This is a genomic window from Xylanimonas sp. McL0601 (genome assembly GCF_049852175.1).
In the GTDB taxonomy this organism is placed as follows: domain Bacteria; phylum Actinomycetota; class Actinomycetes; order Actinomycetales; family Cellulomonadaceae; genus Xylanimonas.
In genome coordinates this window covers 1,976,376-1,995,301 of record NZ_CP187527.1, presented here as the reverse complement: position 1 = coordinate 1,995,301, position 18,926 = coordinate 1,976,376, and the positions used below count along the sequence as shown (strand labels likewise).

Genomic DNA, 18,926 nt, shown 5'->3' with positions numbered 1-18,926 from the left:
CTCGAGGGTGCCGTCGACGTGCTCCCCCGAGGCACAGGGAGTCAGATGCGCGCGCACCCCCTGCCCCACCTGATCGGTCGCGACAGCGAGCGCGCGGCCCTCGACGACGTGCTCGCGACCCTGCGCCGGGGCAGCTCGGCGGTGCGGGTCCTGCGTGGCGGGGCCGGCGTCGGCAAGTCCGTGCTGCTGGACCACGTGGCGGCGCAGGCGTCGGGGATGACCGTGACGCGGGGGCTGGGCGTCGAGGCGGACATGGAGCTGGCGTACGCCGGGCTGCAGCAGCTGTGCGTCCCGTTCCTCGGAGCGGTCGACAGGCTCCCCGACCCGCAGCGCGACGCACTGCGGGTCGCCTTCGGTACGGCGACGGGCGAGCCGCCTGCCCGGTTCCTGGTCGGCTGGCGGTCCTGACGCTGCTGACCCGCGCCTCCGAGGCTCGGCCCGTGCTCGTCGTCGTGGACGACGCCCAGTGGCTGGACCAGGCGTCCCTGCTGACGCTCGAGTTCGTCGCGCGCCGTCTGCTGGCCGAGCCCGTCGGGATCGTGGCCGCGGTGCGCGACCCGGAGGGGCAGGCGCGCTGGCGGGGCTCGAGGACCTCCGGGTCGAGGGCCTCGACCCGCGGTCGGCCGGCGAGCTGCTCGACTCGGCCGTCGACGGGCGGCTGGAGGCGCGCGTGCGGGACCGGCTCGTAGCGGAGACCGACGGGAACCCGCTCGCCCTCCTGGAGCTGTACCCGGGGGCGAAACGCCGCCGAGCTGGCCTACGGGTCCGGGCCGACCGGGCCGGGGCCGACCGGGTCCGGCTCGGTCCCCGACCGGGTCGAGGAGGACTTCGCCCATCGGTTGGGGGCGCTTCCTGCCGCGACCCGGTCCCTGCTCCTGGTCGCCGCCGCGGAGCCGCTCGGCGACGCCCGGCTGCTGCTGAGGGCGACCGAGCACCTCGGCGGCCTGGCCGCGGCCGGATCGCCCCTGGCGCGGGAGACCTATCTCGAGGCGATCAGCGCGGCCGTGTTCTCCGGGCGGGTGCACGGCCGCGCGGGCGTCGCGGCGTCAGCCACGGCCGCCCGCGATCTCGGCGCTGCGCTGCCGCGCTCCGGCCCCTCGGACGCCCTGCTCGACGCGATCGCGACGCTCCTGGCCGACGGCCCGGAACGGGGCGTGGGCGCGATCCGGGCCGCGCTGGACCCGTTCGCGCACGAGGAGCTGGGCGGGACCGAGGCCACGATGCGCTGGCTCCTGCTGGCGCCGGTCGCGCTGGAGGCGTTCTTCCACCACGCGTGGGACTTCTCGGCCTGGGATCGGATCTCCGCGCGCGCCGTGCGCCTGGCCCGCGACGCCGGCGCGCTGGGCGTCCTGCCGCCGCTGCTCGTGTACACGGCCGGCGTGGAGGGCTTCCATGGCGACTTCGCGGCGGCAGCCCGGAAGATCGACGAGGCTGATGCGGTCGCGGCCGCGACCGGGAACGCCCCGTTCGCCTACGCGTCGCTCGTCGTGACGGCATGGCGCGGGGAGGACGAGCCGGCCATCGCCCAGTTCGACGCTGCGCGGGCCCGGGCCGCCGAGCGCGGTGAGGCGTCGCTGCTCGCGGCCACCGGCTACGTCCAGGGCGTGCTGTACAACGGGCTCGGGCGGTACGCGGAAGCCCTCACCGCCTCGCGCGCCGTCATCGACCTCGACGGGTTCAACTTCGTCGGCCTGTCGCTGATCGAGAACGTCGAGGCCGCGGTGCGCTGCGGCGACCTCGACCAGGCCGCGACATCGGTCGCCCGGCTGGACGCACTCACCCGGGTGGCCGACACCGGGTGGGCGCGAGGGATCCAGGCAAGGTGCCGGGCGCTCCTGAGCCAGGGCGAGGAGGCCGACCACCTGTACCGGGCCGCCCTCGAGCACCTGAGCGAGGATGGCGTGGCCGCCGAGGTCGCCCGCACGCACCTGCTCTACGGCGAGTGGCTGCGCCGCCAGGGGCGGCGGGCCGCCGCCCGCGACCGCCTCCGCACGGCCCATGAGCTGTTTGCGGCGATGCCCGCTCTCGCCTTCGCGGAGCGGGCGCGGCGCGAGCTGCTCGCCACCGGGGCCAAGGTCCGCGCGCCGCACGACGCGACGGCGACGGCGCAGCTCACCCCGCAGGAGGCGCAGATCGCGGCACTGGCGGCGGACGGGATGACGAACCCAGCAATCGGTGCGCACCTGTTCCTCAGCCCGCACACGGTCGAGTGGCACCTGCGCAAGGTGTACTCCAAGCTCGACATCGCCTCGCGCCGGGAGCTCCCGCGCGCCCTAAGCCGTCTCGGCGCCGGCGCCGAGGGCCTCACCCAGGAAGATCTTCAGGCCCCTTCGCGGCGTGCTCCCCGTGCAGCAGCCCGGTCGACTGGCCGATCTGGATGAGGTACCGGTCCGGGTCCCGCAGGTAGCAGCGCAGCTCGGCCCCGCGGTCGAATGCCGGGACGGGGCTGCGGCGCCGTCCCGCTCGCAGCCCCGCCGCGCTCACTGCACCTGCGCCGTGGGCCGCAGCAGGATCTCGTTGACCGCCACGTGCGCCGGCCGCGTCACGGCGAACAGGACGGCGTCGGCGACGTCCTCCGGGTCCAGCACCCGGATCTGACCGTAGATCCGCGCCGCCATCTCGCGCACGGCCGGGTCGGTGATGTGCCCGGGCAGCTCGGTGGCCACCATCCCCGGCTCGACGACGACCACGCGCACGCCCTGCGGCGCGACCTCCTGGCGCAGTGCCTCGGAGAAGGCGTTGACGCCGTGCTTCGTGGCCGCGTACACGCCCGAGCCGGCCGACGCCGCCCGCCCCGACGTCGAGGAGGTCTGCACGAGCGTGCCCTTGCTCGCCACCAGGTGCGGCAGGGCGGCGTGCGAGACGTGCAGGGTGCCCAGCAGGTTGGTGCGGGTCATGCGCTCCCACTCGGCCGGGTCGGCGGTCTGCACCGGGCTGCTCAGCATGACTCCCGCGTTGTTGACGACGACGTCGAGCCCGCCCAGCGCCGCCGCGGCCGCCGCGACGCCGTCGCGCGCCGAGGCCTCGTCGGCGACGTCGAGCTCGAGCGGCCTGACCGTCCCGGGCAGGCCGTCCGCCCGCCCGGCGACCTCCTGAAGCCGGTCGAGCCGGCGCCCCGCGGCGATCACGCGTGCGCCCGCGCCGGCGAATGCCGTCGCGATCGCCGCCCCGATGCCCGACGACGCCCCGACCACCAACGCCCGGCGTCCCGTCATGTCCGTTCTCATGTCCCGCTCCTCGCCATGGACCACAAGGTGACCAGGGGGTCACCTTTCGTCGACGGTAGCACCGAACATGACCAACGGGTCATGTTCGCTGGTAGGATCTCGCTCACAGGAGGTGGTGGACGTGCGGGCCGACGCGACACGGAACAGGGACGCCCTCGTGGAAGCCGCCGGGCGTGTCCTGGCGGAATCGGGGCTCGACGTCACCGTCTCCGCGATCGCCGAGGAGGCGGGCGTCGCGAAGGGGACGGTGTTCCGCCACTTCGCCTCCAAGGAGGAGCTGGTGGCCACCGTGGTCGCGGGCCGGGTGGACGGCCTGGCCCGGGAGGCGGAGGACCTGCTCGACACCCCGGACCCGCTCGACGCGCTGCGCCGGTTCGTCGCCGCCGGCATCGAGCTGCAGGCCAGCGACCGCGCGTTCTGCCAGGTCGCCGCGGCGGCCGAGTTGCGCATGCCCGAGCTCGGCGAGCGCCGCGAGCGCCTCGAGGAGATCGCCGGGCTGCTCGCACGCCGCGCCCGGGATGCCGGCGTCGCGCGGGCGGACCTCACAGGCCGCGACGTCGTCGGGCTGATGACGGCCGCCTACCAGGGTGCGGCCTCCACGGGCGACCCGGGCCGCTGGCCCTTCTTCCTCGCGGTGCTGGTCGACGGCCTGCGGCCCGTTCCGGACGAGGTTCCGGCGCGGGTGCGCCGGAACCTCGTCCTGGCCGGCCGGAGGAAGGCGGCCGGTCCGGCTGACCAGGGGGAAGCCGGTCAGCCGACAGAGGGGTGACGAGCGGGTCCAGTCGCGCTCTGCTTCCGGACTGGCGGTCTGCACCGCCCCGGTGAAACCCGGTGGGACTCGTCCTTACCTGCGACTCGACCGTCCCTGCCAGTGCTTGCGACCGGGTGGGCCGCCCGCCTGTGACACCTGCCGGGCCGGCGGGCGCGCGCCGTCGGCGCCCCACCCCGCCCCGAGCAGCCGTTGGCCTGCCGGGCGCACGTGCCCCTCGGCGAACCGGCGGCGCAGGAACCCGCGCAGGCGCCCGTCGCCGCCGCGTCCGACGGCGGAGGGGTCCGCGGCGACAGTCGTCAGCAGCGCCACCTCGGCGCGGCCGGCGGGGGCATGAATCTCGACGTAGCCCACCGCCGCGGTCCGGACGATGCGTCCGGTCTCGTGGCCGTGGACCGCGATGTCGCGGTCCTTGCGCTGCAGCCCAAGGGCTACCCGGCGGGTGATCTCGAACGCGAGGGGCGGGCCCACGACGAGCGTGACCTGGAGGGTCGCGACCACGGACTCGAAGCTGACGTGGAAGGTCGTGGCGATGACGTCGGAGCCCGCGAGCGCGCAGGGCGGCGTCGGGCCACAGCCGGACGCCGAGCGTGCCCGTGGCCGCGGCGCGGGCGGGGACGGTGGGGCCGGTGCGCCACAGGTGCACCGCACGCGCCGCGAGCAGCACGGCGATGGACACCGGCACTAGCAGGTGGACCGCGTACAGATGCTCGATGATGCGACCGGGGAACCCGCCCCCGAACAGCCACCCGCTCGCCCAGGTGCCGACGATGGGGACGGCCAGGGTGACGCCCTGCACGATCCGCAGCCCGGTGCCCGAGAGCACGTCATCGGGCAGGGCGTACCCGCTCCACCCCGCCGCCAGCACCAGCACGAACAGGCCCACCAGCAGCAGCCAGCCGGCCTGGCGCGGCCGGCGGAACCCACCGGGTGTGACCGCCAGCACGACTATGCACGTGGCGGACACGACGCCGAGCAGGCTCGTCCACGTCAGGTGCACCCGTCGCGACGACAGGACACGGAGCAGGGTGGGACGCGACATGGCCCTCACCACCCCGCGGCGGCCGGGTAGGACGCGCGCCCAGGCAGGAGCGCGCCGTGCGGCGACTCCGCCCAGCCGGCCTCCACGACCCCGTCGACCGGGCGGCCGACGGCGTGGCGCGCGACCGCCGCGACGACGGCGTCGGACCCGATCGGCTGCAGGTGGACGGGCGGCCGGCGCACCGGACCCTCGACGCTCGCGAGCTCAGCGACGACCCGCGCGTAGTCGAGGAACTGGGTGGCGCGCACGATGGAGTAGCGCAGCCCGGACGCGGCGACGAGCCGCTCCTGGGCGAGCCTGGCCCGCAGGTAGCCACCGACGGGCTCGTGGTCGCCGCGGACGACGGACAGGGTCACGTAGTGCGCCACGGCGGCAGCCCGGGCCGCCGCCAGTAGGTTGCTGGTCGAGATGGTGAAGTAGGCCAGGAGGTCCTCGTGGTCGGACCAGGGCGGGCCCGTCACGTCGACGAGCACGTCGGCGCCGCGCAGCGCTTCCACCAGGCCCTCGTCCCGCAGCGCGTCGCAGGCGCCCCGCCAGCTCGCGGGCACCGCGTCGAACCCGTCGGTGGCGAGCCTCGCGACCACCTTGGCACCGACCAGGACGCTCTGGCCGAAGACGACGATCCTCTTCCCCGGCACGGCCCGCGGCCGGCACCGGCCGGGGGTCATGCCGCTACCCCGACGAGACCGCGACGGGGCGCGCGGGCGGGCGCGGCGGGAGCGCGGGGCGCCAGGACGGCCTCGAGGCAGTCGACGACGCCGGTGCGGGCGGCGGCGCGGAAGGCGGTGGCGAGCCTCCGGTGCGCTGCCCCCGAGACCGGCCGCTCGCGGCCGCGCGCCAGGTGGCCCTGCGCACGGGAGACGAGCTGACGCGCGTTGACGCTGCTCGTGCCCAGCACGCCGGCCAGCTCGGCGTACTCGTACCCGAAGCACCGCCGCATCACGTAGGCCGCGAGCTCCGCCGGCGTCAGGCTCCGCAGGAGCAGCGCGAGCGCGTCCTCGACGGCCGCCGATCGCTCGACCTGGAGCCCGGGGTCCAGGTCCGCCGGCCCGGCGACGGCCTCGGCGCCGGGAGCCAGCGCGGGTGCCAGGCTCTCGTGCCGGCGACGCGCCGACTGGACCACGTTGATCGCGAGGTTGGTCGTCGCGGTGGTGAGGAACGCGGCGGGGTTGCGGATCGCCGTGCGGTCGGCCCGCTGCCAGCGCACCCACACCTCCTGGACCACGTCCTCAGCCTCGGCGCGGTCGCAGACGACGCGGTGGGCGATGCGGGTGAGCCGGGGGCGCTCGCCCATGAAGACGGCGAGGGCGCGGTCCAGGTCGGGGGACGGCGGCTGTGGCGTGATCGCCACGGCGGACACGGGTGCGGACATCGGGACTCCTCGGGCTCGGGGCGCCCGTCGACGGCGCCGTCGTCACCCTCGCCGCGCGGCACCGCCCGCCGCGCCCTGGTGATCCGTGGTCCGTCCCGTGGTCACGCGACCTCCAGACGACTGGGTGCGCCACAGGATCGGGCTTCACGGCCTACATCGCTCGGAGGTACTCCACGCGCGGGGCGGTAACGGGGTTGGAGGTCGCCCCGAGGTGGCTCATGGAGGGCGGCAGCGTACGTCTGTGGTTCTGTCGGGGACACTAGGAGACAGCAATGCTTGACGAGACGAGGAGTCCAGGTGCCAGAGGGAACTGTCCGATGGTTCGACGCCGACCGAGGGTTCGGCTTCATCGACGTCGGGAACGAGGCCGAGGACCTGTTCGTGCATGCGTCCGAGATCGTCGGCGACGACGGACCGAGGCTGCTCCGCGAGGGGCAGGCCGTCGAGTTCGAGGTGGGAGAGGGCGACCGCGGCCCGCAGGCGCGCCGCGTCAGGGTCACGGGCGAACGGGCCGCCAATGCATCGCTGGGCGTACTCGGCACCGTCAGCTGGTATGAGCCGGCCAAGGGCTACGGCTTTGTCACGCCCGACGACGGTGGCGCCGAGATCTTCGTGCACAGCTCGGCCATCGTGGGAGGCGGCGTCGTCTCGGAGGGGCAGCGGGTGGCGTTCCTCGTCGTCGACGGGGAAAAGGGTCCCCAGGCAGACCACCTGCTGCCGCTCGGGGCTACGGTCGCGCGGCCGACATCCGACGGCGCGGACGGCACCGTGTCGTGGTACGACGACGTCAAGGGCTTCGGGTTCATCGCCCCCGACGCGGGCGGCGACGACGTCTTCGTCCACGTCAATGCGCTCGCTCGAGGGCTGACCGAACTGTCCGACGGCGATCGAGTGACGTACGACGTCGTCGACGGCGACCGGGGCCCGAACGCCCGCAACGTACAGCTCGTCCGCAACTCCGGAGGTACCCGCCCGGGCACGGATCGCGGCCGGTCCGGCCGTCCCGCGGCATCCGGCGGGCCCGTGCGCGGAGGCGAGGGCACCGTCGCGCGCTACGACGCCGAGCGCGGGTTCGGCTTCATCACGCCCGATGCCGGGGGCACAGACCTGTTCGTGCACGTGTCGGTCCTGCGGGGCATCGAGGTCCTGGAGCAGGGCGATCGGGTCCGGTACAGGGTGAGGCAGAGCGACCGAGGACCGCAGGCCGACAGCGTCGAACTGGTGTGAGCGAGCGGGCGTCGCGAGCGCGAGGATGAGCGGTCACCGGAGATGCGGGCGCGAGGACCACGGTGCAGCCGAGGTCCTCGAGTCGCGGGTACACCGAGCCCTACCGGCGCAACCACCACGCCCCACGCCCCACGCGTCGAGCCGACACGGTGTTCGAACCCGTCGTATGGATGAGCCTGCGCTGTTGACGACGCCTGAAACTGACCCCGTGGCGCCACGACGATAAATCGGCCACCGCGGAGTAGATGAGCACGTGACCGTCGGCGAGGGGCCCGTACTCGATGTGGGCCATCATCGTGGCCCTCTCGCCGTCGGTCATGGTCTGGGCGAAGTCGGGACGGTGCGCCCGCAACCGGTACAGGTACCAGGACACAGTTGTCGCCTCCCGTCGGTTACCCGGCTTCGGTGAGCGGGTGCGCGGTCTCGAGGAGCGTCTTGAGGCCGCTGATGACGAGCGCCCAACCACCGCTGACACCACGCGCGGTCGCCGGGGAGCTCCCCAGCTGGTCGTGGACGACGGTCAGCTTGGTGATCCCGTCGCCGTGGTCCTCGATCCGCCAGGTGACCCGGCTGGGCGGCTCGTCTGCGGCGGCGCGGTCCCAGAGGCTTCGCGAGCTGTGGACCAGCAGGTGGGGTCGCTCGCACTCGAGGACGACGTCGTCGCCCCACAGCTCGCCGTCCGGGCTGTGCGACCGTAGCGGTGAGCCGGGCTCCAGGGTCGACTCGAAGGTGGAGCCGTAGAAGTACTGGCGGCGAAACTCCGTCTCGGTGATGCCTTGCCAGACCTGCTCGGGCGAGGCCTTGATGTAGATCTGGAAGACCAGCGTGCTGGCCGCATCCGGGGCGGACGGCACTCGCTGGGAGATCTCTGCGGCGGTCACGGTGACTCCACTCGGCTCTTCAGGTCGCTGAGCGCGGCGACCTTCGGTTCGGTGTACTTCGAGATCCACCGGTCGTGGATCAGGCGGATCGGCACCGGATTCAGGTAGTGCAGCGTCTGCCTCCCCCGGCGCTGCGTGGTGACCAGCCCGCCGGCGGCGAGCACCTTCAGGTGCTTCATCACCCCGAAGCGCGTCATGTCCGTGTCCTGCGTGATCACCGCCTCGAGCTCGGACAGGGACTGGCCGTCCCGCGACCGCAAGGCATCGAGGATGCGCCGCCTGGTCGGGTCCGCCAGGGCCCGGAAGATCGCGTCGTCGTCGCCCATCAGGCCAAAATAGGTGACCTTTTGGTCACACGTCGAGCATGCGTTCCAAGCTGCCCGGAGGCTGTCAGCGCCCCGTGGTTGCCGCGCGACGGAGAACCGGAACGCGCTCGAGCGGCACCTCCAGCTCGACCGAGCCCGGACCACTCAGCGCCGTGCCGTCGTCCAGCACCCACTCCCCCGCGGGCACCTGAACCGTCCGAGTCCTCGCACCTCGCTCCACGACAGGCGCCACGACCACGTCCGCCCCGAGGAAGAACTGATCCGTCACCCCGGCCAGCTCCGGCTCGTGATACCCCATCGCCCGCACCACCGGCTCCCCGGTCGCCGCAGCCTCGTCGACGAGCCGCACGACCTCGTCACGCAGCTGAGCCCGAAGCTCCAACGCGCGCATCACCGCCGCCCGGCGCTCCTCGTCCAGCACCCGCGACGGCGACAACGAGAACTGCATCATCGGACTCAGTGCCGCCACCTGTGCGTACCGCACGAACAGCTCCTGATCCACCACCCCGGCCATGGCGTCCAGCTCCCCGCCGCCGACCATGTCCGGGCACGAGTACGCGAGCCCGATCAGCCCCTGCGTGACCAGCGCCGGCACGAGCCCGGCGATCCCGTCGCTCCCCCACGACGGCGGCCGGTCGTGCAGCCGCTGCGCCAGCCCCTGCCCGCCCATGCGCCAGCACGCCCGGTACTCGTTGAACGGGTACCGCAGCCCGACCCGCGCCCACGCCTCGCACATCTCCACGGGTGAGTACCCACCGACGGTGACGTCGTCGTCCCGGTAGTGGTCCAGGTCCCCGGCGTCGAACTTGAACCCGTCGACTCCCAGCTCGACCAGTGCGTCCAGCCGGTCACAGAGCCACGAGACCGACGCAGGGTTCGACAGGTCCAGCAGCGCGGAGAACCCGTTCCACCACCGCCGCACCGCGGTGCCGCCGGACGCATCCCGGATCAGCAGCCCCGCGGCCTCCAGCGTCCGGAACACGAACGAGTCCGCACTCACGAACGGCACCACCCACAGCATCACGCGGCACCCCCACGCATGAAGCTGCTCCACCATCCCCCGCGGGTCCGGGAACCGAGCGAGGTCGAAGGACCACACCCCGTAGTCCACCGCCCAGCAGTCGTCGATCATCACGACCCCGGGCGGCATCCCGTCGTCGAGCATCCGCCGCACGTACGCCAGCACCGACTCCTGCGTCGGCGTGAACGGCATCTCGATCCACGTGTTGTACTGCGGCCCGGTGAACAGCTCGCGCGCGGGCGTCGCGCCCGACGGCGGAAAGAACGTCGCGGACGCCTCGCGGTAGGCGTCGCGCAGCGTGCCGCCCGTCTCGCCGAGCACGACGTCGCCGCCCACCACGCTCAGCACCCCGCCGTCGAACGTGAACACGAACGGCGACGACGAGGCGACGTACCGGCCGCCGCTCGACACGAGGACGGGCGCGCTCTGGTTCTGCTGACCACCCTCGTGCCCGAGCGCACCGGAGTGATGCGCGAGGTCGCGCGAGTGCCGTGTGCCCGCATGGAACGGCATCGCCGACGCGTCGGCGACGGCGCCGCCCCACCACAGCTCGCCGTCGAGCAGCGGGATGGTCAGAGTCACAGCACAGCCTCCAGACCGGAACAGGAAGGGGCCGGGCGGCGAACCGCCCGGCCCCACCGATGGACCTACTTGAACAACGCGTTGACCTTCTCGTTCGCCTTGTCCAGCACGTCGACGTCAGACTTCAGGCTGAAGATCGAGTCCGTCGCCTCCGTCATCGTCGTCTGCACGTCTCCCCAGTGGTCGGCGATCGGCGGGATGAACGTCGTCCCGTCCTGCACCTGCACCAGGAACCCGCTGAGGTCCATGCCCTTGGCCTTGAACGCCTCGAACGCCTTGTCGGTCGACGTCTTGATCGCGGGGAACACCACGGCGTGCGCGGCGACGAGGTCCTGGCAGTCGGCCGAGCCGAGGAACTTGACCCACTTCCACGCCTCGTCGGGGTGCTTGGAGCCCGCCCAGATGGAGTCGGCCAGGCCGTTGAACATCGAGGCGCGCTTGCCGGTCGGGCCGATGGGCGTCGGCGCGAACCCCACCTTGAGGCCCTTCGCGGACGCGTAGGAGTTCGCGTTCCAGTCGCCGTCGGCGGCCATCGCGTACTTGCCGGCGCTGAGCGGGTCGAGCATGCCCGACGACGACTTGATGATCTCGAGCGTCGGCGAGTAGCCCTTCTCGACGAACGACCGCAGCCAGCCGAGCGTCTCCTTGAGCTTGGGGTCGCTGTAGTAGAACTCGTCGCCCCACGGGTTCTTGTTGACGTACTTCCATCCGTCGGAGACGGCGAACTCCGAGTACTCGCTCTGACCGAAGGCCCCGCCCGAACCGTTGAGGCCGTACCCGTAGGTCTTGATCTTGGTCTTGTCGAACCCGGGCTCGTCGCCGCGCACGCCGTTCTCGTCCACCGTCAGGTGGGCCACGAGCTTCTCGAACGAGCCGCCGTCCTGCGGGTTCCAGTCGAGCTTGGCGAGGTCGTCGGCGGTGTAGCCGGCGTCCTTCATCATGTCCGCGTTGTAGACGAGGCCGATGGTGTCCCAGTCCTTCGGAAGGCCGTACTGCTCGCCCTTCTGGCCCGTCCAGACGTCGACGAGCTTGTCCTGGTAGATCGACATGTCGAGGTTGTCGGCCTTGATCTTGTCCGACAGGTCAAGGATCTGGCCCTGCGACGCGAACTGCGGGAACCACGTGACGTGGTCGGTGAAGACGTCGGGCGCGGTGCCGGCCACGAAGTCGGCCTGGAGAGTGGTCCAGTAGTCCTCCCAGCCGGTCTGCGTGATCTTGACCGTGATGTTCGGGTTGGCCTTGTGGAACGCCGCGGCGCATTCCTCGTATGCAGGCTGCTGCAGCGAGTCCCAGAGCCTGTAGGTGAGCGTGACCGCGCCGCTCTCGCCGGCCTTGGCCCCGGAGGAGCACCCCGCCAGGACGAGCAGCGGGATGACTGCCGCCGCCGCGACGGCCGCCTTGATTCGCATGGTGTCGCCTTTCTCGTGGGTGGTAGCGGGACGTGACCCGCCGTCGTGGTGGCTACTTGATGCCGGTGAACCCGATGCTCGAGACGATCCGCTTGCCGACGATGGCGTAGAGGATCAGCACCGGGATCGCGGAGACGAACGTCGCGGCCATGAGACCGGCCCAGTCGGGCGCACCCGACGGCGTCTGCTGGCGGAATACGCCGAGCGCCACGGTGAGCACCTTCGAGCTGTCGTCCTTGCCCACGAGCAGCGGCCACAGGTAGTCGTTCCAGCTCGTGATGTACGTGAGCAGCGCCAGCGTCGTGATGGGTGCCGACGACATCGGCACGATGACGCGGAAGAAGATCCGCAGGTGGCTCGCGCCGTCGATCTTCGCGGCCTCCTCGACCTCGGTGGGGATCGAGAGGAAGAACTGCCGCAGGAAGAACACCGAGAACGGCGCCATGAACAGCGCGGGAAGCACGATGCCGAGCAGCGTGTTGAGCAGCCCCAGGTCCCGGATCAGCACGAAGTTCGGTAGCGTGGTGAAGACGCCGGGGATCATCATCGCGGTGAGGAACACGAAGAAGAGCTGGTTGCGCCCCGGCCACCGCAGGCGCGCGAACGCGTAGGCCGCCAGGGCGCAGAACAGCACCTGGCACACCGTCGTCGTCGTCGCGACCACGAACGAGTTGCGCAGGAACAGCCAGAAGTTGAGCGACGCGCCCGACCCGCCCTCGGCGATGGCCTGCGCCGTGGACTGCATGCCGAACACCCGCTGGAACGCGCCCCACGTGAACTCGGCCGGCGCGAGCGACGCGTAGTGGCTCGACAGCGCACGCGTGTTGGAGAACGCGGTGCGCAGCATCCAGTAGAACGGGAAGAGCGTCGCGAACATCATCAGGGCCATGACGGCCCACCCGACGACGCGCCCCACCGACCAGCGCACGCGCGGCCGACGGCGGACGGCCGGCGCCGCCGTGGCGGCGTCCTGAGCAGCGATGAGCGTTGCCATGGTCCCTCCTCAGGCCAGGTCGGACTTGTCGGCGCGCATCAGCTTGAGCTGGAAGAGCGCAAGGACCGCGAGGATCACGAGGAGCACCACCGACAGCGCCGACGCGTACCCGAACCGCGCCTTCGTGAAGGCTTCCTCCCAGATGTAGAACTGGATGACCTTCGTGGCGATGACGGGGCCGCCGCCTGTGGTCACGGCCACGGTGTCGAACACCTGGAACGACCCCGTGATCGTGATGACCAGCACCATCGCCATGACCGGCCGCAGCAGCGGCAGCGTGATCTTGAAGAACGAGCGCACCTCGCCGGCGCCGTCGATCGCGGCCGCCTCGTACAGGTGCGCCGGGATGGTCTGCAGGCCGGCGAAGATCAGCAGCGCCGTGTACCCCGCGTGCCGCCACGTGTTGACCAGCGCGATCGTCGGGATCGCCCAGGCCTCGTCGCCGAAGAACGGCGTGCGCCCGATCCCCGACCAGGGCGCCACGTTGCCGACCCACTCGAGGAACGTGTTCACGATGCCGATGTTGTAGTCGAGCATCCAGAACCAGACGAGGGCCACGATGACGTTCGCCACGAGGTACGGGGTGAGCAGGATGCCGCGCACCCACAGCGACCGCGTCAGGCGCTGCATGAGCACCGCGATCCCCAGCGCGACGACGGTCTGGACGCCGATGTTGATGACGACGTACTCGAGCGTCACCTTCATCGCGTTCCAGAAGGTCGCGTCGTCGACGATCTTGCGGAAGTTCTCGAGGCCCACCCACGTCGGGGCGGTCATGATCGAGTACTCGGTGAACGAGAAGTAGATGCCGCGCAGCGCGGGCCACAGGTAGAAGACGGCGAACCCGAAGGTCGCGGGGGCCACGAAGGCGAGCGCGACGCGCAGGTCGTTCTTGGGCTTCTTGTGCAGCTTGTGCGTGCCGACCCCGGGCTGCCGCGCGGGTGCGGCGGGGGTCCTGACCGACGTCGTTGTCATCGTTGCCTCTCAGAGCGCGGTGCACCGGATGAGCACGGCCTGCTCGGGGAAGATCGCCGGGATCTGCAGCCCCGCGCGGCCCAGCACCGCGCCCGAGACGACGAGCGGGCTCGTCGACCAGGCGACCGGGCCGGCCGCGAACGAGCCCCGCGTGACGTCCGCAGGCGCCAGCGTCGCCACGGTGTACGACGTCGCGGGGTCCAGCCCGGGCAGCGTGATCCGGCCGGGCGGGGCCCAGACCGATGCCGCGAGGGTCGCCAGGCTGTAGATCGCCTCGCGCCCGTCAGGGGCGATGACGCCGCGCAGCACGACCGCGGGGTCGGGGTGGTCGGAGTGCACGACCCGCCCGGTGTGCAGCAGCGCCCGGTGCTCCTTGTGCAACGCGACCCAGGTGCGCAGCTCGGCCAGCTCGACGTCGTTGGCCTGCGTGAGGTCCCACTCGATGCCGAAGTGGTACCCGAAGGCCGTCGTCGCGCGGAACGTCACCGACAGCGCCCGCCCGGTCGAGTGGTTGACCGTCGACCCGACGTGGGCGCCCATCAGCTCGGGCGGCACGAGCAGCTCGGTGCCGCGCTGGATCTGCGTGCGCTCGACGGCGTCGATGCAGTCGGAGGTCCAGATGCGGTCGGTGCGCTCGAGGATGCCGAGGTCGACGCGGCACCCGCCCGACGAGCACGACTCGATCTCCAGGCCCGGGTGCCGCGCCTTGAGCGCGTCGATGAGCCGGTAGACGGCGAGCGTCTGCGCGTGGACGCCGGCCCGGCCGGTGGGCTGGTGCGCCGGCTCGATGAGGTCCCGGTTGTGGTCCCACTTGAGGTACCGCAGCCCGTACTCGCGCACCAGCGCATCGAGCTGGACCAGCACGTGGCCCCACGCCTCGGGGTGGGCGAGGTCGAGCACCTGCTGGTTGCGGTAGAGCGGCGGCTGACGCGTGCCCGGGCTGAGGATCCACTCGGGGTGTGCGCGGGCCAGGTCGGAGTCGGGGTTGACCATCTCGGGCTCGACCCACAAGCCGAACTGCATGCCGAGCCGCTCGACGTGGTCGACCAGCGGGTGCAGGCCGTGGGGCCAGACGGCCGGGTCGACGGTCCAGTCGCCGAGCCCGGCCGTGTCGTCGCGCCGGCCGAGGAACCACCCGTCGTCAAGCACGAACCGCTCGACGCCGACCGATGCGGCGAGGTCCGCGAGCCGCGCGAGCTTGGCGGCGTCGTGGTCGAAGTAGACGGCCTCCCAGACGTTGAGCGTCACGGGTCGCGGGCTGCTCGGGTGGGTCGGGCGCGACCGCAGGTGCTCGTGGAACCGTCCGGCGAGCTCGTCGAGCCCGACGCCGTAGCTCGCGTACGTCCATGGGCTCTTGTAGCCGTGGCCCGGGGCGAGCTCTATCTCGCCGGGCAGCAGCAGCTCGCCCGCGCCCAGCAGGCTGTCGCCCGTGGGCATGCGCTCGGCGACGATGCGGTGGTTCCCCGACCACGCCGGGTGCACGCCCCACACCTCGCCGCGTCGGCTGGTGAAGCTCTGCTCGCCCGCGATGACCAGCAGGCTCGCGTCGGCGCCGGGGCGGCCGCGACGTGACTGCCGCACGTGCGTGCCGATGGTGAACGGCGCGCGCTGCTCGGTGCGCTCCTTGAGGTGGCGCCCGGTGAAGTCGGCGAGCTCGGCCGCGCGCAGCGGCACGGGCAGCATCGGCGTCAGGCCCTGGAGCGAGTACGCCGTGTCGCCCACGTTGGTCAGCTGCGCGCGCAGCCGCACCAGCCCCGAGCCCAGCAGCTCGACGACGAGACGCAGCGCCAGCGCGGCGTCGTCGTCGACGGCGCTGAGACTCACCCGGGTGCCGTCGACGTCGTCGGGCACCCCGAGCTCGACGTCGACGACCTCGAAGCGCGGCGAGAAGCTCGCGCCGCTGCGGTGCCCCTCGATGCCGGGCGTTCCGAGGTACGAGCGCGACTGTTCCGGCAGCACCGACGCGACCGAGCCCTCGTTGGGCGTGTCCGAGACGACCTGGCGCCGGTTCGCGCGGACGAGCTCCTCGAGCTGGTCGCCCGGCAGGTCGCCGAGGTCGGCACCCCAGTGCTGCACGACGGGCAGGCCGTCGCGGGCGTCGAGCACGAGGGACACGCCGGCGGAGCGTAGGTGGACCAGCCGCTCCTGACCGGGGGTGCTGGACCCGCGGTCAGTCGATTTGCTGGGAGCAACGGTGCTCAACATGGACCTCCTCGTCCGTCAGCCGCGGGGTAACTTTCACCATGGAAGGAACACCCTGTCAAGAGCAACGGGATGTCGGGATTGCGGCGCGCGCGCTGGGCGATTGCCTTCCGATACGGAAGCCGTCATCGTTTCGCCGCGGAACAAACCCGCGCGTACGCTCAGGCCATGACCGACGACGGCCCGCCGCTCTGGACGCCGCTGCACGGCGCCGAGCACCGTGTCGCCCTCGAGGTGCTCATCCACGGCCCGCTCCCCCGCAGCGAGCTCGCGCGCCGTCTCGACCTCTCGGCGCCGAGCCTCACGCGGCTCACGCGTCCGCTCCTGGAGTCCGGGCTCCTGACCTCCGCCGACCCGGCCCAGCACGGCAGCAACGGCAGGCCCACGCAGCCGCTCGACATCAACCTCGACCTGCACCGGTTCGTCGGCGTCAAGCTCACGGGCGACGTGGCCTACGGGGTCGTCACGACGATCCGCTCCTCGGTCGCCGAGTCGCTCGAACGGCCGCTCATCGACCACCGGCCCGACGCCGTCGCCGAGCTCGTCGCCGAGCTGATCGACCAGCTCGCCGACGGCCGCGACCCCGTCACCGCGGTCGGCGTCGCCGTCGGCGGCAAGGTGCTCGCGGACGGGTCGGTGGCGTCGTCGGCGTACCTCGACTGGACCGACGTGCCGTTCCAACGCCTGCTCGAGGAGCGGACCGGGCGGCAGGTCGTCGTCGCGAACGACCTCGTGGCCTGGACCGAGGCCGAGCACTGGTTCGGCGCCGGGCGCGACGTCGACTCGTTCGCGCTGCTCACCATCGGCACGGGCATCGGGTACGGCCTCGTGGTGCACGACCGGATCGTGTCGTCGGAGGACTCGGGCGTCGGGCTGGCCGGCCACTTCCCGCTCGACGCGCTCGGCCCGCGCTGCCCCGACGGGCACCGCGGCTGCGCCACGGCGATGCTCACCATCGGGTCGATCTGCTCGAGCGTCGGTGTGCCGCTCGGCCGCACCGTCGGCTACGACGAGTGCCTCGACCTCGCCGCGCAGGGGCACCCGATCGCCGGTCGCGTCGTGCACGACGCGGCGGCCGCGCTCGGCGTGCTGGTCGCCGCGATCGCCAACCTCACGCAGGTGGACAAGATCATCCTCTCGGGCGACGGCGTGCGGCTCGCGGTCGTGGGCGCCCAGGCGATGGACGAGGCGATCCGCGCGAACCGGAGCACCTGGGCGTCCGACGTCGACGTCGTCGTCGACCCGAGCGGGTTCATCGACTGGGCACGCGGCGCCGCGGTCATGGCGATCCAGCGGTACGTGCTCGGCGACGGCTGACCGTCACGCGGTGAGCCGCGCCGCCAGACCGGTCACGCGCCGCGCCCGCCGCTCGACCGCCGCACGCACCGCCTCCGGCGTCCCGACGACGCGCGGCCGCCGCCGTGCCCGGGTGACGGCGGTGTAGAAGGGCTCGCGCGTCAGCAGCGGCGACGCGGCGTCCGGGAGGAGCACGGTCACCGCCTCGGCCTGGCTGCCCTGGCTCTTGTGCACCGTCATCGCGTGCAACGTCTCGACGTCGCCAAGCCGGGAGACGGCGAACGACGTGCCGCCCTCCTCCTCGTCGATCTCAAGAAGCAGGTTCAACTCAACGAGCTGCCGTGGGTCCGAGCGGCCAGGCACACAGCGCGCCGGTGGCGGATGAGGCTGCTGCGGTCGCTCGCCCGGTCGGTGCGCTGGCGCTGGACCACTTCCCGGCCACGATCCTGCCGAACCCGCTGATTCAGGAACTGAGCCATCTGCTTGCCACCGGATCGGTCGCGACCAACGGCACGGTGATCGAACAGGCGCAGATCCTCACGACGCACAACCTGGCCGCACTCGTCTACGTAGGAGTCGAGCCCGGCAGGTCATGGACAGAGTTGGCCGTCGGAAGAGCGTGGCCGCCCTCGACGCGGCAGATCCGGAAGCGACCTCACGGCCGAGGCAGCCGAGACGTCTCCGCATTCAGCCTTGATTCTTTGCGTCTCTCGTGAATAATTGCAGATATGAACGATCAAGGCGCGACTGGGCGCTTCGCAGCCCTCGCTGATCCCGTCCGTCTCGCGACGGTTGAGGTCCTGTCACGGGGCTCATGTAGCGCCGGGGAGCTGGCACGTCACGCCTCGGTTTCACCGTCCGTCATGAGCCGCCACCTTCGGACCCTTCAGGCGGCCGGCCTGGTCACCGACAGTCGCGACCCGCACGACGCACGCCGCCGCGTCTTCACGCTGCGCGATGAAGGGCTGGTCGTGGCCAGAGCCTGGATGGACCAGGTGCAGGCACAGTGGAACGAGCAGCTTGCAGCGTTCCGCGCCCACGTCGAAGCCGCCGACAGTGCAATCCTTCCGGCGGCGCGTCCACTGAGCGGTGAAGCCGCCCGCCTCTGGGAACACTCGCACCGGCGGTCGGGTCAATGAACCGTCCCGCCAGCGCCGCAGACCGATCTGAGCGCCCTGAAGCCCGTGCGAGCATCGAAGTTGGGGTCCCGCCTGCCCGAGCGTTCGAGGCGTTCACGGCCGAAATCAGCTCTTGGTGGATCCCAGGACCGATCAACTACTTCGACGCCGGACGGTCTCCGACGATGCACGTCGAGACTCGGCTCGGGGGACGAGTGCTCGAGGTGTACCCCGATGGTGAGCTCGTCATCGCGGAGATCACCCGATGGGAGCCCGGCGTCCGCCTCACCTATCGAGGCGTCGTCGACGACAGCCAGACCGACGTCACCTTTGAACCAACGACCATGGGCACCCGAGTGCACGTGCACCAGTACCTGCGCGACGGCGGCGAGCGGGCATTCCTGTTCTGGCCCAACGTCATCGGCTGGCTCATCCCTTGGTGCGACAGCCAGGTCATGGGAAACCAAACAATTGAGAGGTAGAAG

Annotated in this window: 21 protein-coding genes and 1 pseudogene; 9 read left to right on the top strand and 13 right to left on the bottom strand. The window is 71.9% G+C overall.

Going from position 1 to position 18,926, the window contains the following annotated elements:
• Positions 1-45 precede the first annotated feature (45 nt).
• The 3 genes from ACO4JP_RS09125 to ACO4JP_RS09115 all read left to right on the top strand — a co-directional run bounded on the left by ACO4JP_RS09125 (position 46) and on the right by ACO4JP_RS09115 (position 2,381).
• Positions 46-408, top strand: a complete 363-nt coding sequence (locus ACO4JP_RS09125; RefSeq protein ID WP_425953373.1) for a BREX system ATP-binding domain-containing protein — start codon at positions 46-48, stop codon at positions 406-408.
• A 32-nt stretch (positions 409-440) separates the two neighbouring features.
• Positions 441-689 carry a hypothetical protein gene (locus ACO4JP_RS09120; RefSeq protein WP_425953372.1) on the top strand — a complete coding sequence of 83 codons (249 nt, stop codon included), beginning with the start codon at positions 441-443 and terminating at the stop codon, positions 687-689.
• A gap of 150 nt (positions 690-839) precedes the next feature.
• Positions 840-2,381 carry a LuxR C-terminal-related transcriptional regulator gene (locus tag ACO4JP_RS09115; protein ID WP_425953371.1) on the top strand — a complete coding sequence of 514 codons (1,542 nt, stop codon included), beginning with the start codon at positions 840-842 and terminating at the stop codon, positions 2,379-2,381.
• A gap of 99 nt (positions 2,382-2,480) precedes the next feature.
• On the opposite strand, the gene ACO4JP_RS09110 is transcribed toward ACO4JP_RS09115, so the two are convergent.
• A complete protein-coding gene (locus ACO4JP_RS09110) occupies positions 2,481-3,227 on the bottom strand; it encodes an SDR family NAD(P)-dependent oxidoreductase (protein ID WP_425953370.1) in 747 nt (248 codons plus the stop codon).
• A gap of 157 nt (positions 3,228-3,384) precedes the next feature.
• Here ACO4JP_RS09110 and ACO4JP_RS09105 point away from each other — a divergent pair, with 157 nt between their 5' ends.
• Positions 3,385-3,996 (top strand): TetR/AcrR family transcriptional regulator, encoded by a 612-nt coding sequence (locus ACO4JP_RS09105; protein WP_425953369.1) that lies wholly within the window; start codon positions 3,385-3,387, stop codon positions 3,994-3,996.
• Positions 3,997-4,071: 75 nt separating this feature from the next.
• Here ACO4JP_RS09105 and ACO4JP_RS09100 read toward each other — a convergent pair whose 3' ends face one another.
• The 4 genes and pseudogenes from ACO4JP_RS09100 to ACO4JP_RS09085 form a co-directional block, all read right to left on the bottom strand.
• Positions 4,072-4,497, bottom strand: a complete 426-nt coding sequence (locus tag ACO4JP_RS09100; RefSeq protein WP_425953368.1) for a hypothetical protein — start codon at positions 4,495-4,497, stop codon at positions 4,072-4,074.
• 64 nt (positions 4,498-4,561) lie between these two features.
• Positions 4,562-5,038: pseudogene (locus tag ACO4JP_RS09095) on the bottom strand (cytochrome b N-terminal domain-containing protein); the annotation flags it as partial.
• A gap of 5 nt (positions 5,039-5,043) precedes the next feature.
• On the bottom strand, positions 5,044-5,706 hold the full coding sequence (locus ACO4JP_RS09090; RefSeq protein ID WP_425953367.1) for an SDR family oxidoreductase: 663 nt from the start codon (positions 5,704-5,706) through the stop codon (positions 5,044-5,046).
• Positions 5,703-6,410 carry a sigma factor gene (locus ACO4JP_RS09085; protein ID WP_425953366.1) on the bottom strand — a complete coding sequence of 236 codons (708 nt, stop codon included), beginning with the start codon at positions 6,408-6,410 and terminating at the stop codon, positions 5,703-5,705. The genes ACO4JP_RS09090 and ACO4JP_RS09085 overlap by 4 nt, the downstream gene beginning before the upstream one ends.
• A gap of 297 nt (positions 6,411-6,707) precedes the next feature.
• Between ACO4JP_RS09085 and ACO4JP_RS09080 the strand changes: the two genes are divergently transcribed.
• Positions 6,708-7,637, top strand: a complete 930-nt coding sequence (locus tag ACO4JP_RS09080) for a cold-shock protein (RefSeq protein ID WP_425953365.1) — start codon at positions 6,708-6,710, stop codon at positions 7,635-7,637.
• 392 nt (positions 7,638-8,029) lie between these two features.
• On the opposite strand, the gene ACO4JP_RS09075 is transcribed toward ACO4JP_RS09080, so the two are convergent.
• The 7 genes from ACO4JP_RS09075 to ACO4JP_RS09045 form a co-directional block, all read right to left on the bottom strand.
• Positions 8,030-8,518 (bottom strand): SRPBCC family protein, encoded by a 489-nt coding sequence (locus ACO4JP_RS09075; protein ID WP_425953364.1) that lies wholly within the window; start codon positions 8,516-8,518, stop codon positions 8,030-8,032.
• Positions 8,515-8,844, bottom strand: coding sequence for an ArsR/SmtB family transcription factor (locus tag ACO4JP_RS09070; protein WP_425953363.1), 330 nt, complete (start codon positions 8,842-8,844; stop codon positions 8,515-8,517). Before ACO4JP_RS09070 ends, ACO4JP_RS09075 begins: the two co-directional genes overlap by 4 nt.
• Positions 8,845-8,908: 64 nt before the next feature.
• Positions 8,909-10,447, bottom strand: a complete 1,539-nt coding sequence (locus tag ACO4JP_RS09065) for a glycoside hydrolase family 31 protein (RefSeq protein WP_425953362.1) — start codon at positions 10,445-10,447, stop codon at positions 8,909-8,911.
• Between the two features lie 65 nt (positions 10,448-10,512).
• Positions 10,513-11,856: an ABC transporter substrate-binding protein gene (locus ACO4JP_RS09060; RefSeq protein ID WP_425953361.1), complete on the bottom strand. Its 1,344-nt coding sequence runs from the start codon at positions 11,854-11,856 to the stop codon at positions 10,513-10,515.
• A gap of 52 nt (positions 11,857-11,908) precedes the next feature.
• On the bottom strand, positions 11,909-12,850 hold the full coding sequence (locus tag ACO4JP_RS09055) for a carbohydrate ABC transporter permease (protein ID WP_425953360.1): 942 nt from the start codon (positions 12,848-12,850) through the stop codon (positions 11,909-11,911).
• A gap of 9 nt (positions 12,851-12,859) precedes the next feature.
• Positions 12,860-13,825 (bottom strand): carbohydrate ABC transporter permease, encoded by a 966-nt coding sequence (locus ACO4JP_RS09050; protein ID WP_425953359.1) that lies wholly within the window; start codon positions 13,823-13,825, stop codon positions 12,860-12,862.
• A gap of 9 nt (positions 13,826-13,834) precedes the next feature.
• Positions 13,835-15,940, bottom strand: a complete 2,106-nt coding sequence (locus ACO4JP_RS09045; RefSeq protein ID WP_425953358.1) for an alpha-galactosidase — start codon at positions 15,938-15,940, stop codon at positions 13,835-13,837.
• 255 nt (positions 15,941-16,195) lie between these two features.
• Between ACO4JP_RS09045 and ACO4JP_RS09040 the strand changes: the two genes are divergently transcribed.
• Complete coding sequence (locus ACO4JP_RS09040) at positions 16,196-17,344, top strand: ROK family protein (RefSeq protein WP_425953357.1); 1,149 nt, start codon at positions 16,196-16,198, stop codon at positions 17,342-17,344.
• 3 nt (positions 17,345-17,347) lie between these two features.
• On the opposite strand, the gene ACO4JP_RS09035 is transcribed toward ACO4JP_RS09040, so the two are convergent.
• Positions 17,348-17,650: an ATP-binding domain-containing protein gene (locus ACO4JP_RS09035; RefSeq protein WP_425953356.1), complete on the bottom strand. Its 303-nt coding sequence runs from the start codon at positions 17,648-17,650 to the stop codon at positions 17,348-17,350.
• A gap of 14 nt (positions 17,651-17,664) precedes the next feature.
• Here ACO4JP_RS09035 and ACO4JP_RS09030 point away from each other — a divergent pair, with 14 nt between their 5' ends.
• The 3 genes from ACO4JP_RS09030 (at position 17,665) to ACO4JP_RS09020 (ending at position 18,923) form a co-directional block, all read left to right on the top strand.
• Positions 17,665-18,039, top strand: a complete 375-nt coding sequence (locus ACO4JP_RS09030; protein WP_425953355.1) for a hypothetical protein — start codon at positions 17,665-17,667, stop codon at positions 18,037-18,039.
• 12 nt (positions 18,040-18,051) lie between these two features.
• On the top strand, positions 18,052-18,462 hold the full coding sequence (locus ACO4JP_RS09025; protein WP_425953354.1) for an ArsR/SmtB family transcription factor: 411 nt from the start codon (positions 18,052-18,054) through the stop codon (positions 18,460-18,462).
• 164 nt (positions 18,463-18,626) lie between these two features.
• Entirely contained in the window at positions 18,627-18,923 is a 297-nt protein-coding gene (locus ACO4JP_RS09020) for a hypothetical protein (protein ID WP_425953353.1), read from the top strand.
• Positions 18,924-18,926 lie beyond the last annotated feature (3 nt).